The following is a 242-nucleotide window of genomic DNA, read 5'->3' on the forward strand; positions in this document are numbered from 1 at the left end:
GGAGGCGATCGCCAGGATGCGCAGCTGGCCTTCCTTGTGCGGCGTGATCACCTCGCCGAGCCCGGTCGACAGCGCGTCGACCTCGCCCGACAGCAGCCCGGCCAGCGCCTTGCCGCCGGCGTCGTAGGGGATGTAGGCGACGTCGTTCGGATTGCCGCCGGCCGTCTTCATCGCCGAAGCCGCCGCCAGGTGGTCCAGGTCGCCGCGCACCGAGCCGCCGCCGATCTTGATCGCGTTCGGAT

At 71.5% G+C, this 242-nt stretch carries 1 pseudogene; it reads right to left on the reverse strand.

The window, feature by feature from the left end:
- Nucleotides 1-242 (reverse strand): annotated as a pseudogene (locus R0J87_RS23980) (tripartite tricarboxylate transporter substrate binding protein); the annotation flags it as partial.

Source organism: Halomonas sp. SIMBA_159, from assembly GCF_046536035.1.
GTDB lineage: Bacteria > Pseudomonadota > Gammaproteobacteria > Pseudomonadales > Halomonadaceae > Vreelandella > Vreelandella venusta_A.